This window comes from Arthrobacter sp. Bi26 (assembly GCF_918697925.1).
Lineage (GTDB): Bacteria > Actinomycetota > Actinomycetes > Actinomycetales > Micrococcaceae > Arthrobacter.
In genome coordinates this window covers 45,615-59,159 of record NZ_CAKKMF010000014.1, presented here as the reverse complement: position 1 = coordinate 59,159, position 13,545 = coordinate 45,615, and the positions used below count along the sequence as shown (strand labels likewise).

General features: G+C 66.9%; 16 protein-coding genes. 12 read left to right on the top strand and 4 right to left on the bottom strand.

Translation table 11 applies throughout. The annotated features are described in order from the left end of the window. Positions 1-25: 25 nt before the first annotated feature. Positions 26-547, bottom strand: a complete 522-nt coding sequence (locus LQV16_RS05680) for a gamma carbonic anhydrase family protein (protein ID WP_229992922.1) — start codon at positions 545-547, stop codon at positions 26-28. An 89-nt stretch (positions 548-636) separates the two neighbouring features. Here LQV16_RS05680 and LQV16_RS05675 point away from each other — a divergent pair, with 89 nt between their 5' ends. Continuing rightward, entirely contained in the window at positions 637-1,140 is a 504-nt protein-coding gene (locus LQV16_RS05675) for a hypothetical protein (RefSeq protein ID WP_229992921.1), read from the top strand. A gap of 84 nt (positions 1,141-1,224) precedes the next feature. Here LQV16_RS05675 and LQV16_RS05670 read toward each other — a convergent pair whose 3' ends face one another. Both LQV16_RS05670 and purU read right to left on the bottom strand, forming a co-directional pair. Further along, a complete protein-coding gene (locus LQV16_RS05670; RefSeq protein ID WP_229992920.1) occupies positions 1,225-1,650 on the bottom strand; it encodes a class I SAM-dependent methyltransferase in 426 nt (141 codons plus the stop codon). 21 nt (positions 1,651-1,671) lie between these two features. Further along, the gene (purU, locus tag LQV16_RS05665; RefSeq protein ID WP_229992919.1) at positions 1,672-2,532 is read right to left on the bottom strand and encodes a formyltetrahydrofolate deformylase; all 861 of its coding nucleotides are present in this window, start codon (positions 2,530-2,532) and stop codon (positions 1,672-1,674) included. Between the two features lie 313 nt (positions 2,533-2,845). Between purU and glyA the strand changes: the two genes are divergently transcribed. The 11 genes from glyA to LQV16_RS05610 all read left to right on the top strand — a co-directional run bounded on the left by glyA (position 2,846) and on the right by LQV16_RS05610 (position 12,719). Next, positions 2,846-4,144 (top strand): serine hydroxymethyltransferase, encoded by a 1,299-nt coding sequence (gene glyA / locus LQV16_RS05660; protein WP_290369333.1) that lies wholly within the window; start codon positions 2,846-2,848, stop codon positions 4,142-4,144. 3 nt (positions 4,145-4,147) lie between these two features. Further along, positions 4,148-5,071 (top strand): bifunctional methylenetetrahydrofolate dehydrogenase/methenyltetrahydrofolate cyclohydrolase, encoded by a 924-nt coding sequence (locus LQV16_RS05655; RefSeq protein WP_229992918.1) that lies wholly within the window; start codon positions 4,148-4,150, stop codon positions 5,069-5,071. A 180-nt stretch (positions 5,072-5,251) separates the two neighbouring features. Continuing rightward, positions 5,252-6,199 (top strand): ABC transporter ATP-binding protein, encoded by a 948-nt coding sequence (locus LQV16_RS05650; RefSeq protein ID WP_229992917.1) that lies wholly within the window; start codon positions 5,252-5,254, stop codon positions 6,197-6,199. Positions 6,200-6,227: 28 nt separating this feature from the next. Then, positions 6,228-7,091: an ABC transporter permease gene (locus LQV16_RS05645; protein WP_229992916.1), complete on the top strand. Its 864-nt coding sequence runs from the start codon at positions 6,228-6,230 to the stop codon at positions 7,089-7,091. After that, positions 7,088-7,936: an ABC transporter permease gene (locus LQV16_RS05640; protein ID WP_229992915.1), complete on the top strand. Its 849-nt coding sequence runs from the start codon at positions 7,088-7,090 to the stop codon at positions 7,934-7,936. The genes LQV16_RS05645 and LQV16_RS05640 overlap by 4 nt, the downstream gene beginning before the upstream one ends. 64 nt (positions 7,937-8,000) lie before the next feature. Further along, a complete protein-coding gene (locus LQV16_RS05635) occupies positions 8,001-8,357 on the top strand; it encodes a VOC family protein (RefSeq protein ID WP_229992914.1) in 357 nt (118 codons plus the stop codon). 109 nt (positions 8,358-8,466) lie between these two features. Beyond that, positions 8,467-9,036: a hypothetical protein gene (locus LQV16_RS05630; protein WP_229992913.1), complete on the top strand. Its 570-nt coding sequence runs from the start codon at positions 8,467-8,469 to the stop codon at positions 9,034-9,036. Positions 9,037-9,046: 10 nt separating this feature from the next. Beyond that, complete coding sequence (locus LQV16_RS05625; protein WP_229992912.1) at positions 9,047-9,880, top strand: exodeoxyribonuclease III; 834 nt, start codon at positions 9,047-9,049, stop codon at positions 9,878-9,880. A gap of 17 nt (positions 9,881-9,897) precedes the next feature. After that, positions 9,898-10,992: a tryptophan--tRNA ligase gene (gene trpS, locus LQV16_RS05620; RefSeq protein ID WP_229992911.1), complete on the top strand. Its 1,095-nt coding sequence runs from the start codon at positions 9,898-9,900 to the stop codon at positions 10,990-10,992. A gap of 4 nt (positions 10,993-10,996) precedes the next feature. Further along, complete coding sequence (locus tag LQV16_RS05615; protein ID WP_229992910.1) at positions 10,997-11,608, top strand: 2'-5' RNA ligase family protein; 612 nt, start codon at positions 10,997-10,999, stop codon at positions 11,606-11,608. Further along, positions 11,553-12,719 carry a YihY/virulence factor BrkB family protein gene (locus LQV16_RS05610; protein WP_229992938.1) on the top strand — a complete coding sequence of 389 codons (1,167 nt, stop codon included), beginning with the start codon at positions 11,553-11,555 and terminating at the stop codon, positions 12,717-12,719. The genes LQV16_RS05615 and LQV16_RS05610 overlap by 56 nt, the downstream gene beginning before the upstream one ends. On the opposite strand, the gene LQV16_RS05605 is transcribed toward LQV16_RS05610, so the two are convergent. Continuing rightward, on the bottom strand, positions 12,682-13,446 hold the full coding sequence (locus tag LQV16_RS05605; protein ID WP_229992909.1) for an alpha/beta fold hydrolase: 765 nt from the start codon (positions 13,444-13,446) through the stop codon (positions 12,682-12,684). The genes LQV16_RS05610 and LQV16_RS05605 overlap by 38 nt on opposite strands. Positions 13,447-13,545 lie beyond the last annotated feature (99 nt).

The window sequence follows — 13,545 nt, the reverse complement described above, 5'->3', positions numbered from 1 at the left end:
AGATTGGACCGCTCAGTCCGCTATCTCAGGCGCCGTGCAGTTCGCGGTGCGCGCGTGCCAGTTCCTGGTAGTGGGCGGCGTTGTGCTGGACGCCCGCGAACTCCTCGTCGCTGAGCTCGCGCCGGACTTTGGCCGGAACTCCGGCTACGAGCGAGCGGGGCGGGATGACAGTGCCCTCCAGCACCACGGCACCGGCGGCGATGAGGGAGCCGGCGCCGATCACCGCCCCGTTGAGGATGGTGGCGCTCATGCCGATCAGGCAGTCGTCCTCGACGGTGCAGCCGTGGACCACGGCGCTGTGGCCGACGCTGACCCGAGCGCCGACGGTGCAGGGGAAGCCGGGGTCGGCGTGCAGCACCACGTTGTCCTGCAGATTGCTGCCGGCGCCCACGGTGATGGCGGCGGTGTCGGCGCGGACACAGACGCCGTAGAAGGCGCTCGAGTTCTCGGCCAGGGCGGCGTTGCCGATCACGGACGCCGTGGGGGCGATGAAGGCGGAGTCATGGACGGCCGGAGCGGTGCCGGCGAATGCGTAGAGGGGAGCCATGCCACCAGCCTAGGACATGAGCCTCTTGCGGGCGGGGCGGCGCTGAGTAGGATCGGGGCCATTCCCACGCCCTACTGGAGGTGGCCGAAATGTTCCTGCAGCTGATGAAACGCTTGGGGGAGGCCGAAACTCTTGACCCGGCCGTCCGGACCGCGGAGCCGCTGGCTTCCCGGCTTATCGCCGACGCCCGGCTCCGGAGCTTCTTTCACGGTGATGCCACCGGCATCCCGCCGCACGTCATCCTCACCCGCGTGCCCTTGGGTGCATGGTTCATGGCGATGTTCCTGGACCTCTTCCCGGACGATGGCTCGCGTCTGGCGGCCCGGCGGCTGGTGGGCCTCGGCGTCGTCGCCGCGGCCCCGGCGGGGCTCAGCGGCTGGGCGGAGTGGGCGCGGGCCGACCACACCACGCGCCGCATCGGCGTCGTCCATGCCGGCGCCAATCTCGTCGCGACGCTGATCTTCCTGGCGTCCTGGCATGCCCGGCGCCGGGAGCGGCACCGTCTCGGCGTCGCTCTGGCCCGGGTGGGCGCCATCCTGCTGGTTGTTGGCGGCTTCCTGGGCGGCTACATGCGCAGCGTCCAGCGTCCCTGAGCCCAGACGAGGCCGTTGCGCTATCAGATGTGGTCCTTACGGGGCGCTGAGAACCACCACAAGTGATAGCGCAACGGGTGTTTTTCAGGCGGGGGAGCGGAGGACCGTGAAGCCCTCACCGCGGCTGCCGCCCTCGCGGCGCGGGTCCGGGACGGGCAGCACGACGGCGATTGGCGCGCCGGGTTCCGCCACCCGGCCAAGTTCGCGGACGACGTCGTCCCACTCCTCCGGGGCCAGGCCCGCCAAAGCGTCCACCGCCCACACCGAGGAAAACGCGGCATCGGCGAACGGCAGCGATGCCGGGCCCGCCACGGTGGCCTCGAGCCCGTGAGCCCGGGCGATGTGGATGTTCTCCTCGGACCGGTCTACGCCGGTGAAATGGATGCCGGACTGCACAAAGTGCAGCCCGTCGGTGCCCGGGCCGCAATCCAGCCCCAGCACTGCGTGCCGGCCCTCGTTCTTCAACAGCGCCACGAACGATTCGAGCCGGTCCCTGCGGGTGGGTTCCATAGCTCTAGTGAAGAACCGGTTTCAGTTAAAGACAACCGTCCGGTTGCCGTCGAGCAGGACGCGGTGCTCGGCATGCCACTGCACGGCCTGGGCGAGGGTGCGGCCCTCCACGTCGCGGCCCATCTGGACGAACTGTTCCGCGGTGTGCCGGTGGTCCACCCGGATCACTTCCTGCTCGATGATCGGTCCCTCGTCCAGGGCGGCCGTGACGTAGTGTGCCGTGGCGCCGATGAGCTTCACTCCGCGGGCATGCGCCTGGTGGTAGGGCCTGGCCCCCTTGAAGGAGGGCAGGAACGAGTGGTGGATGTTGATGGCCTTGCCCGTGAGCTCGGTGCAGAGCTCGTCAGAGATGATCTGCATATACCGGGCGAGGACGGTGAGTTCGACGTCGTGCTCCTTCATCAGGAGCCGGAGGGCGTCCTCGGCCTGGACCTTGGTGTCCGCGGTGACGGGGATGTGGTGGAACGGGATGCCGTAGAACTCCGCCAAACCCTCAAGGTCGCGGTGGTTGGACACGATGGCCGGAATCTCGATCGGCAGGGTGCCGGAGCGCTGCAGGAACAACAGGTCATTCAGGCAGTGGGCCGACGTGCTGGCCATCAGCAGGGTGCGGACCTTCCGGCCGGCGGGGTTGAGGCTCCACTGCATCCCGAAGGCCTGCGCCACGGGCTCAAGTGCCGCCTGCAGCTCCGCCTGGGCAGCCGCCGTCGTCGCCTCCACCCGCATGAAGAAGGTGCCCGTGCCCTGGCTGCCGTACTGCTGGGAGTCGGTAATATTGCAGCCCGCCACCAGCAGGGCTCCGGCGACGGCATGCACGATGCCTGGCCGGTCAGGGCACGACAGGGTCAGGATGTAGGAGGCAGTCAGGTTCTCGTCAGTCACGAAGACCAGCCTACCTTCGCTTCAAGGGCAGTTTTGAAAGGGTTTTGGTAGTGTTAACCCGTCGCAACTGGCGTTGGATGGCTAACCATCAGGGAGCGGCACTCACGAAGACCACGGATCGTACGCCTGGGCCGAGGGTCATGTCTTACCGGTCGGCAGCATCACCGCTGCCGTACCGTTGCTGGCGCCCGCACGGGGTGCTAACCGCCGCTGCCGCGGTCCGCTGTCAAGGGGCCCGTAATCATAGGGCGGCGCAACGGGCCAGCCGGTAGCCTGACCAATAGCCGTACCCGTTGCCTACCAGGAGTTCCTCGTGACTACTACCACCGCCACCTCAGCCGCCGTGAGCAACCAGCCGCTGGCCGAACTCGACCCGGAAATCGCCGCCGTACTTGCCCAGGAACTTGGCCGCCAGCGCGGCACCCTGGAAATGATCGCCTCCGAGAACTTCGCCCCGCGCGCCGTGATGGAAGCGCAGGGCTCCGTCCTGACCAACAAGTACGCCGAGGGCTACCCGGGACGCCGCTACTACGGCGGCTGTGAGTACGTCGACGTCGCCGAGCAGCTCGCGATCGACCGCGTCAAGGAACTCTTTGGCGCCGAATACGCCAACGTGCAGCCGCACTCGGGCGCGCAGGCCAACGCCGCAGCGCTCGCCGCCATGATCACCCCGGGCGACAAGATCCTGGGCCTCTCCCTGGCCCACGGCGGGCACCTCACCCACGGCATGAAGCTGAACTTCTCCGGCAAGCTCTACAACGTGGCCGCCTACCAGGTCGAGGAAGACAACTTCCGGATCGACATGGACAAGCTGCGCGAACAGGCCATCGCCGAAAAGCCCCAGGTGATCATCGCCGGCTGGTCCGCCTACCCGCGGCACCTCGATTTCGCTGCCTTCCGCTCGATCGCCGACGAGGTCGGTGCCCTGCTCTGGACCGACATGGCGCACTTCGCCGGCCTCGTCGCCGCCGGACTGCACCCGAGCCCGGTCCCGTACTCCGACGTCGTGACCTCCACGGTGCACAAGACGCTGTCCGGCCCGCGCTCCGGTGTGATCCTGGCCAAGCAGGAATGGGCCAAGAAGCTTAATTCCGCGGTGTTCCCCGGCCAGCAGGGCGGCCCGCTCATGCACGTGATCGCCGCGAAGGCCGTGGCCTTCAAGATCGCCGGCACGGAGGAATTCAAGGAGCGCCAGGAACGCGTGCTCGAAGGCGCCAAGATCATCGCCGAGCGCCTCGGCCAGGCCGACGTCGCCGACGCCGGCGTCTCGGTCCTGACCGGCGGCACCGACGTGCACCTGGTCCTGGTGGACCTGCGCAACTCCCAGCTGGACGGCCAGCAGGCCGAGGACCTCCTGCACTCGGTGGGCATCACCGTCAACCGCAACGCCGTGCCGTTCGATCCCCGCCCGCCGATGGTCACCTCCGGCCTGCGCATCGGCACCCCGGCCCTGGCCACCCGCGGCTTCGGCGCCGAGGAGTTCACCGAGGTCGCCGACATCATCGCCACCGCGCTGAAGTCCGGCGCTGCCACGGAGATCGAGTCCCTGCAGGCCCGCGTGGACAAGCTCGCCGCCGACTTCCCGCTGTACCCGCAGCACGAGCAGTGGTAGTCCATGACTTCTACTAAGACTGCAAGAACAGCGCAGATCCTTGACGGCACGGCTACCGCCGCCGCCATCAAGGCCGAGCTGAGCGGGCGCGTGGCCGCACTCAAGGCCAAGGGCATCACTCCCGGACTGGGCACCATCCTGGTGGGCTCCGACCCCGGCAGTACCTGGTATGTCGGCGGAAAGCACAAGGACTGCGCCGAGGTGGGCATCACGTCCATCCGCCGCGACCTGCCGGAAGAGACGACGCAGGACGAACTCCTGGCCGTGGTCCGCGAGCTCAACGAGAACCCGGAATGCACCGGCTACATCGTCCAGCTGCCGCTGCCCAAGCACATCGACCAGGACGTCATCCTGGAGGCCATGGATCCCGAGAAGGACGCCGACGGCCTGCACCCGATGAACCTGGGCCGGCTCGTGGCCAACGTCAGCGGACCCATGAAATCCCCGCTGCCCTGCACGCCCAAGGGCTGCGTGGAGCTGCTGACCCGGCACGGGATCGACCTGAACGGCAAGCGCGTCCTCGTGGTGGGCCGCGGCGTCACCATCGGCCGCCCGGTGGGTCTGCTGCTGACCCGCAAGGACGTCAATGCCACGGTCATCCTGGCCCACACCGGAACGGTGGACCTGCCGGCGGAACTGCGGCAGGCCGACGTCGTGATCGCCGCCGCCGGGCAACCGCACATGATCAAGGCCGGGGACCTCAAGCCCGGCGCGATCGTGCTCGACGTCGGCGTCAGCCGGGTCGACGACGGCAACGGCAAGGCCGTGGTCACCGGCGACGTGGACCCCGCTGCGGCCGACGTCGCCGCATGGCTCTCGCCGAACCCCGGGGGAGTGGGCCCTATGACCCGCGCCATGCTGCTCGCCAACGTGGTGGAGACCGCGGAACGCCACTTGGCACAGGAAAGCCACTCCGGGCTCGCCTGAGGCTGCGGTGGTTGGGCCGGGCTCCGGCAGGCCCAACCACCGCAGGATTGCGCACGTTTCACCGCCGGCGGGCATAACGGAACGGATACGTCAGGAGTTTTTACGAAAAGACTCTTTCATAGTTTGCGGGGATCCACTACCGTAGTGCGGGTGTCCGAACTTGCCTCTAAAGAATCACGCGTGAGCAGCCCCTCTGGCGCCGCTCCGCAGTACGTCATCACCGCCGAGAACCTCACCAAACGCTACGGTGACGTCACCGCCGTCGACGGCATCTCCTTCCGCGTCCCCGCCGGGGAAGCCTTCGGCCTGCTGGGCCCCAACGGTGCCGGCAAGTCCACCACGATGAAGATGATCGGCGGGGTCTCGCAGCGCACTTCCGGCAGCCTGAGCATCATGGGCCTGGACCCCGAACAGCACGGGCCGGAAGTCCGCGCGCACCTGGGCGTAGTGCCGCAGCAGGACAACCTGGACGAGGAACTGAAAGTCCGGGACAACCTGCTGGTGTACGGCCGCTATTTCGGCCTGCCCATGAGCTACCTCAAACCCAAGGCCGACGAGCTGCTCGAATTCGCCCAGCTCACCGACAAGGCCAAGTCCAAGGTGGACGCCCTGTCCGGCGGCATGAAGCGCCGCCTGACGATCGCCCGCTCCCTGATCAACGAGCCCCGGATCCTGCTGCTGGACGAGCCGACGACCGGCCTGGACCCGCAGGCGCGGCACATCCTCTGGGACCGCCTGTTCCGGCTCAAGGAACAGGGCGTCACCCTGATCCTCACGACGCACTACATGGACGAGGCCGAGCAGCTGTGCGACCGCCTGATCGTGGTGGACAAGGGCAAGATCATGGCCGAAGGATCCCCGGCCAGCCTGATCCGGGAATATTCCACCCGGGAGGTCCTTGAACTGCGCTTCGGCTCGGAGCGCAATGCGAGCGTCGGCGCGGAGCTCGAAGGCATCGGCGAACGCCTCGAGACCCTGCCGGACCGGGTGCTCATCTACGCCCACGACGGCGAGGCCGCCCTGGAGCAGGTCTCCGCCCGGGGCCTGCGTCCCGTCACGTCGCTGGTCCGCCGCTCCTCGCTCGAAGACGTCTTCCTGCGCCTGACCGGCAGGAGCCTAGTTGACTAAGAAAGCAGAGTTGACTAAGAAAGCAGAGTTGACTAGGGCAATACAGGCGGGTACGACGGCGGCGGCGCCGGCCCTGCGCGCGCACTCCCCGGAAGTCTCGGCCGCCCGCGCCCGCCGCTGGGGCGCCTTCTTCTACGCCGAGCAGGTCCTCCGCGTCATGAAGGGCTACGGCTGGACCATCGTCATGTACGGCGTGGGCCAGCCGGTGGCCTACCTGTTCGCGATGGGCGTTGGCCTGGCCACGCTGGTCGAGACCAACGGCGCCGCCGTCTTCGGCGGGGTCAGCTACCTGACGTTCATCGCGCCGGCCCTGCTGATCTCGGCCGCCGTCATGACGGCGGCCAACGAGTTCACGTTCCCGGTGATGGACGGCTTCAAATGGCGGCGCGTCTACTACGGCCCGCACGCCTCGCCGCTGACGCCGGAACAGATCGCCGGCGGCCAGGTCATCGCCGTCACCGTCCGCTTCCTGCTGCAGTCGGCCATCTACTTCGCCGTCGTCGCGCTGTTCGGCGCCTCACCCGGCGCCTGGGGCTGGGTTTCGATCCTCATCGCCACGCTCGCCGGCCTGTCCTTCGGCCTGCCGCTCATGGCCTACGCGGCCACCATCAAGGAAGACCGGGGCCAGTTCGCCATGGTCATGCGGTTCATTGTCATGCCGCTGTTCCTGTTCTCCGGCACGTTCTTCCCGCTGGACACGCTCCCGCTCGGCGTCCGCTGGATCGGCTGGATCTCACCGATCTGGCACGGAACGGAACTTGGCCGCGTGGTCAGCTACGGGTACGAGGAAGAGCCGTGGCTCACCGTCGTCCACCTTGTCTTCCTGCTGGGCCTGGCGGCTGCCGGCTGGGTCCTGACCAAACACCAGTTCGCCAAAAGGATGGCCTCATGAGCGTCCTGACCGGAAGTTTCAACGCAGGGGAGAGCAGCGTCACGGAAGCCGCACGCCGCCGGCACTTCGGGCCCATCTACTCCCGCAACGTCCGCGCCGTCGTCGCCCGCGGGCTCATGGCCACCAAGAGCAGCAACTGGATGGTCATGGTCTCCGGGTTCTTCGAACCTGTGCTGTACCTGATTTCGATGGGCGTGGGTCTGGGCGCCATTGTCGGTTCCGTCCAGGGCCCGGGTGGGCAGGAGATCAGCTACGCCGCGTACATCGCGCCGGCCCTGCTGGCAGTGTCCGCCATGAACGGCGCCGTCTATGACTCCACCTGGAACGTCTTCTTCAAGATGAACTTCGCCAAGCTCTACCAGGGCATGCTCTACACCTCGCTGGGGCCGCTGGATGTCGCCATGGGCGAAATCTTCCTGGCCCTGCTGCGCGGGGCCATGTACGCCACCGGTTTCACCGCAGTGATGGGCGTGATGGGCCTCATCACCACTGCATGGGCCGTCCTGATGATCCCGGCCTCGGTGCTGATCGCCTTCGGCTTCGCGAGCTTCGGCATGGGGATCACGAGCTTCATGAAGACCTTCCAGCAGATGGACTGGATCAACTTCGTGATGCTGCCGATGTTCCTCTTCAGCGCCACGTTCTACCCGCTCAGCGTCTACCCGCAGTCCATCCAGTGGCTCATCCAGGCCATGCCTCTCTGGCACGGCGTGGAACTGCTGCGCCAGATCAGCGTGGGGGTGTTCACCCCGGCCACCGCGGTGCACATCGGCTACTACCTCGTCATGATTGCCCTCGGCGTCCTGCTCACCACGAGCCGCCTGCGCAAGCTGTTCCTCAAATGAGGCCATAAAACCAGGCCATGAAACGCGGGCCACGGCCCGCACGTTCCCCGGATAAGGAGACCCCATGATCGGAAAATGGCAGGCACTCGTGATCGACTGCGAGGACCCGGACAAGCTCGCCGACTTCTACCAGGAGCTCCTGGGCATGATCCGGGTGCAGGAGGAAGAGGAGTTTATTTCGATCGGCGACGCCGCCGACCGTCCCGCCGTCGCCTTCCAGCGTGTGGACCGGCTGGTCCGGCCGCAGTGGCCGGACCCCGAGCATCCCCAGCAGATGCACGTGGACGTGATAGTCGGTGACCTCGACGCCGGCGAGGCGGAAGTCCTCCGGCTCGGGGCCACGCGCCAGACGGGCGGCGGCAAGACCTTCCGGGTCTACACGGATCCCAGCGGCCACCCGTTCTGCCTCGTCCTGACCTAAAAGCTGGTCCTGACCTAAAAGTACCCGTCCTGACCTAGGCAGTCTGGTGCGGCGTTCGCCCGGGGTGGAAGCGCAGCGGCCGGCCGGCCCCGTTTGCGATAATGGGCTCATGCAATCTCTGGGTAGCTCCGCGTCCACGTCCAACGACACCACGGCCAAAGGCCGGTTCTCCATGCTCCGCATCAGCGGGCCGGGGCTGCTGGTCTTCATCATCGCGTTCGTGGTGGCCGTGATCTTCGCGGCCAACCAGAACGACGTCGTGGGATGGATCGTGGCGATCATCGCCGGCTTCTGGCTGGCGCTGGCCTCCTTCGTGGTGTTCAGCATCCAGAAGGCCGCCAAGAAGGCCGGGGCCAGGCTGAACGAGGCCCAGAACGCCTTCAACGCCGCGGCCGGGCGGCCGCCGGCGGCGGGCAGCGCTGACCACGGCGGCACCCGCGTGGTCAGCGAAAGTCGCGCATCGGACGGCGTCCGCGACATGAAGCTCGACCACTCCTTCAAGATCGTCCAGGTCCAGGTCCGCGTCATCGAACAGGAGCGCGCGAAGGGCGACGCCGCGGACCGCGACACGATCAACCGTGCCCTGGAGACCATCGAGATCACCGCCACCAACGCGCGGGACATGATCAAATCCCCGGGCGGCGACGACGCACCCGTTAGCGGAACCATCATCGACTAGAGTGGATCGGGTGAGCTCGGCATTGAAGAAGGACCACCTTCGCATCGCGTCAGTCAACGTCAACGGCCTGCGTGCCGCCTACAAGAAGGGCATGGCGGAGTGGCTTGAACCGCGCGAGGTGGACATTCTGTGCCTCCAGGAGGTCCGCGCGCCCGATGCGATCGTCGAGGAACTGCTCGGCGAGGGCTGGTACATCCTCCACGCCGAAGCCGAGGCCAAGGGCCGGGCCGGCGTTGCCATCGCCTCGCGCGAAGAGCCCCTTGCCACCCGGGTCGGGATCGGCGATGACTTCTTCGCCACCACCGGGCGCTGGGTCGAAGCGGACTACACCGTGCGGGATGCGGCCGGGCAGGCCTCACAGCTGACCGTCGTCAGCGCCTACGTGCACTCGGGCGAGGCCGGCACTCCCAAGCAGGATGACAAGTTCCGCTTCCTCGACGTCATGACCACCCGGCTGCCCGAACTGGCCAAACACAGTGACCACGCCCTGGTGGTGGGCGACCTCAACGTCGGCCACACGGAGCTGGACATCAGGAACTGGAAGGGCAACGTCAAACGTGCCGGCTTCCTGCCGGAGGAAAGGGCCTATTTTGACCGCTTCTTCGGCGAAGAAATCGGCTGGAAGGATGTTCACAGGGGCCTGGCGGGTAACGTCGACGGCCCCTACACATGGTGGTCGCAACGTGGCCAGGCCTTCGACAACGACACCGGCTGGCGCATCGATTACCACATGGCCACGCCCGATCTCGCTGCTGCCGCAGTGTCAGCCGTAGTTGACCGGGCCGCGACCTGGGACACACGCTTCTCCGACCATGCCCCGCTGGTAGTGGACTACCGGCTCTAGTCTTAAGGCTTCCACGAATGACCACCTCTTCAACCGTGACCGACACCGGCCTCGCCCCTGACGCCGCGAAACCCGCCCCGGCGGCCACCGCGGCCCGGCACCGCATCCTTTCCGGCATGCAGCCCTCCGCCGACTCCCTGCACCTGGGCAACTACCTCGGTGCCCTCGTCAACTGGGTCCGGATGCAGGACGAGTACGACGCCGTCTTCTTCATCCCTGACCTGCACGCGATCACCGTTCCGCAGGATCCGGCCGAGCTGGCCCACCGCACGCGGGTCACAGCCGCGCAGTACATTGCCGGCGGCGTGGATGTCGAGAAGTGCACGCTGTTCGTTCAGTCCCAGGTGCCGGAGCACGCCCAGCTTGCCTGGGTGCTGAACTGCATCACTGGTTTCGGCGAGGCGTCCCGGATGACCCAGTTCAAGGACAAGGCCTACAAACAGGGTTCAGACCACGCCAGCGTCGGACTGTTCACCTACCCCATCCTTCAGGCCGCGGACATCCTCCTGTACCAGCCGCACGGTGTCCCCGTGGGAGAGGACCAGCGTCAGCACGTGGAACTGAGCCGTGACCTCGCCCAGCGGTTCAACTCCCGCTTTGGCCACACGTTCACGGTGCCGCAGCCCTTCATCCAGAAGGAATCGGCGAAGATCTACGATCTGCAGCAACCCAGGGCCAAGATGTCCAAATCGGCGGATTCGCCGGCGGGCCTGATCAACCTGCTGGACGATCCAAAGGTCACCGCCAAGCGGATCAAGTCCGCTGTTACGGATGCGGAGACGGAAATCCGGTTCGACCGTGAGGCGAAGCCGGGCGTGTCCAACCTGCTGACCATCTACTCGGCGATCACCGGTCAAAGCGTTGATGCCCTCGTTACCGCGTACGAGGGCAAGATGTACGGGCATCTCAAGGCGGACCTCGCCGAGGTGGTCACGGAGCACCTGACTCCGATCCGGAACCGAGCCAAGGAGCTGCTGGACGATCCCGCGGAGCTGGACCGGCTCCTTGCCCTCGGTGCCGACAAGGCCCGGGAGATTGCCTCGATCACTCTGCGCGACGTCTACGCCAAGGTGGGTTTCCTGCCTTACGCCGGCGCCCAGGGAGCCCGCTAGGTCAATGTCCTCCGTCAGCAAAGTCACCGCGAAAGCCGCCACGTCGAACGGACAGCGCAGCGAAGGCATCAGCATCGGTGTGATCCTGAGGTTCCCGGCGGACATCGCTGAGGAGCTCCAGCGCTGGCGGGCATCGTTCGGGGATCCGATGGCCGCCGTCGTCCCCGCCCACATCACGCTGGTCACCACCACCATGACGCAGGACTGGGACGCGACCCAACGCCATGTCCGGGACGTGGCGCGCCGGCAGGAGCCTTTCATGGTGACCATCGCGGGGACCGGGTCTTTCCGGCCGGTGTCCCCGGTGGTCTTCCTGAACGTCGAGGACGGCTTCGGGGACTGCGTGAACCTGCACCGCCAGCTGCAGTCCGGCCCGCTGGAGCGGGAACTGCCGTTCGGCTACCATCCGCACGTCACCGTGGCCCACGACGTTGCCCCGGAAAGCCTCGATGAGGCCGAAACAGTCCTCAAGGATTACAGGGCCACGTTCCCTGTGGCTAGCATGGGACTTTACGAGCACGACGACAACGGCATCTGGCAGCTACGGGAAGAGCTTGACTTTGGGACCAAACCTGACCACGACAGAGGCCCGGACGGCACCGCAGACGCCCGATAAGCCGCCGCTTCCCACCGATCTGGCCGGGCTGAAACTGGAAGTCATCCGCAAGAGGGTCGAATGGGGCAGGGTTCGACGCTCCGGCGGCGGGACGATTGCGTCCCTGACGGCAATGATGATGTGGCTCCTGGCCAAGCTCAACATGCTGCTGCCAATGCGCGCTTACTTGCACTACCTCCGCCAGCGCGGCCCGCTGTTGAGTGCCGGCATCGGGTTCCGGATGTTTTTCTCCATCACAGGCCTGTTGGCCACCGGCCTGTCCCTGGCCGGCCTCGTGCTCAGCGATCATCCGGCCCTGCTGGACCAGGTCATCAAGAGTGTGGCCGCCGCCGCGCCGGGCCTGCTGCAGGTCGACGGCAGCGAGGGGCTGGTTGATCCCCAGGAGCTGCTGAACCCCACCAGCCTGGGCTGGGCCGCCGGGATCGCCGCCGTGGTGACGGTGTTCACGTCCCTGGGCTGGATCAGCGGCATCCGCGACGGTATGCGGAGCATGATGCAGCTCGGCCCCCTGGTGATGAATCCGATCCTGCAGATACTCAAGGACGTCGGCACGCTGCTGCTGATGGGGGTGGCCCTGGTGGTCAGCTCCGCAGCCTCGCTGATCTTCGGCACGGCCGCCGGATGGGTGACCGAGCAGCTGGGCCTCGATCCGATAATGGCCGGGCCGCTGACGACCTCCGTCACTATCCTCGTGCCGCTGCTGCTCGGCTGGGGCACCGCCCTGATCATGTACCGGGTGGCTGCGGGGCTGAAGCCGGCCCGGCGCTCACTGCTCGAAGGGACCACTCTCGCCGCGGTGGGCACCACAATTCTGATGATCTTCAGCACCCAGCTGCTGGCCAGCGCGGGCAAGAACCCCATCCTGGCGCCCTTCGCCATCATCATCGGCCTGCTGATCTGGTTCAACCTGGTCAGCCAGGTTTACGTGATCTGCGCCGCGTGGGTGGCGATCCGGGAGGAAGACCTCAAGACGGAGCCCGCCACCGCGACCACCGGCTGGGGCGCCCGGCGGGTCCAGCCGGGCAAGACGCCGGTGGAGCACCGGGCCCGCCGGAGGTCGCTGTCCGCCGCGTTCAGGCGTCGAGGTACTGGTCGGCCCACGCCGAAATAATCTTTGCCGCACGGGCCGCCTGGCCCTTGCCCGTCAGCAGGTGGTCGCTGCCCTCCAGCGAGACGAAGCTGCGCGGGTGGCGTGCCGTCTGGAAGATGGTGCTGGCGTTTTCGATCCCCACCGTGTTGTCGGTGGGGGAGTGCAGCACCATGAGCGGCTTGTGCAGCTGCCGGATGCAGTCCGTCAGATCCGCATTTTCGAGGTCTTCGACAAAGTGCCGGCGGATCTCCACCCGCTTGCCGCCGAGGTCCACCTCGGCGCTTCCCTCGCTCAGGATCCGGTCCAGCGCCGCGTCAAAGACGTGCGCCACGTGCTTGGGGGAGAAGGGTGCCCCCACCGTGGCCACGGCCTTGAGCTCCGGGATCTGCCGTGCGGCGGACAGGACGGCCGCGCCGCCGAACGAGTGGCCCACGAGCAAGGACACCCGCCGTTCCGAGTCCCGCATGAATTCGGCGGCCTTGACGGTATCGGCCACCTTGTGGCTGAAGGACCCCTCCGACCACATTCCCGCGGACTCGCCGAGGCCCAGGTTGTCGAACCGGAGCATGCCCACGCCGTTGTCCGCCAGGGCCTTGCACATGCGGGAGGCCGAGGGACTGTCCTTGCCCAGGGTAAAGCCGTGCGAGAACACGCCCCAGCCCTTCACCGGGCCTTCGGGCAAGTCCACAACGCCGGAGAGCAGTTCGCCGGTGGAACCCTGGAAAGAGACTTTTTCTGAGCGGGACACGGTGTCCCCTTTCGTGTGAGCGGGTAGACGACGACGGCGCCCCCACCCGTGAGGTGAGAGGCGCCGTCGTCGTTTTTCTCTTGGTGCTGACTCTGTAGG

What these genes read in the sequence shown, in the direction of transcription:
- LQV16_RS05680 (WP_229992922.1), bottom strand. Translation starts at nt 547, where the DNA reads ATGGCTCCCCTCTACGCATTCGCCGGCACCGCTCCGGCCGTCCATGAC.
- LQV16_RS05675 (WP_229992921.1), top strand. Translation starts at nt 637, where the DNA reads ATGTTCCTGCAGCTGATGAAACGCTTGGGGGAGGCCGAAACTCTTGAC.
- LQV16_RS05670 (WP_229992920.1), bottom strand. Translation starts at nt 1,650, where the DNA reads ATGGAACCCACCCGCAGGGACCGGCTCGAATCGTTCGTGGCGCTGTTG.
- LQV16_RS05655 (WP_229992918.1), top strand. Translation starts at nt 4,148, where the DNA reads ATGACTTCTACTAAGACTGCAAGAACAGCGCAGATCCTTGACGGCACG.
- LQV16_RS05640 (WP_229992915.1), top strand. Translation starts at nt 7,088, where the DNA reads ATGAGCGTCCTGACCGGAAGTTTCAACGCAGGGGAGAGCAGCGTCACG.
- LQV16_RS05635 (WP_229992914.1), top strand. Translation starts at nt 8,001, where the DNA reads ATGATCGGAAAATGGCAGGCACTCGTGATCGACTGCGAGGACCCGGAC.
- LQV16_RS05630 (WP_229992913.1), top strand. Translation starts at nt 8,467, where the DNA reads ATGCAATCTCTGGGTAGCTCCGCGTCCACGTCCAACGACACCACGGCC.
- trpS (WP_229992911.1), top strand. Translation starts at nt 9,898, where the DNA reads ATGACCACCTCTTCAACCGTGACCGACACCGGCCTCGCCCCTGACGCC.
- LQV16_RS05615 (WP_229992910.1), top strand. Translation starts at nt 10,997, where the DNA reads ATGTCCTCCGTCAGCAAAGTCACCGCGAAAGCCGCCACGTCGAACGGA.